This window comes from Bacillus sp. SIMBA_008 (genome assembly GCF_046535495.1).
Lineage (GTDB): Bacteria > Bacillota > Bacilli > Bacillales > Bacillaceae > Bacillus > Bacillus subtilis.
This window is the reverse complement of record NZ_JAWRWL010000772.1, coordinates 1-257: the sequence shown is the minus strand read 5'-3', so window position 1 is coordinate 257 and position 257 is coordinate 1. Positions and strand designations below refer to the sequence as shown.

Annotated in this window: 1 protein-coding gene; it reads right to left on the bottom strand. The window is 44.0% G+C overall.

Annotation, left to right across the window (positions count from 1 at the left end):
- Positions 1-257, bottom strand: a 257-nt coding sequence (locus SB658_RS25385; RefSeq protein WP_410603202.1) for a YkoP family protein, incomplete at both ends; no start/stop codon positions are given.

Sequence of the window (257 nt, the reverse complement as noted above, 5' to 3'; positions counted from 1 at the left end):
GCCGCTTTCTTAAACAGCCTGTAGCAGCCGCTGGACGGTTTTATCACATCAAAACCGAGTCTCGCCGCTCCTTTATGAAGCATTGTAATGCCGACGACTCCCTTAATCTCGTCTTTCCGTTTATGCTGGTTAATATAATCCGCTAAATGTGGCATGGATTGATATACCTTCTGATATAGCATAATCCCCCTTCTGACTGCGCTTTCAATAGGCTGCAGCTCTTTCAGGAGTTTGACATTATGAAGATGAATCTTAAC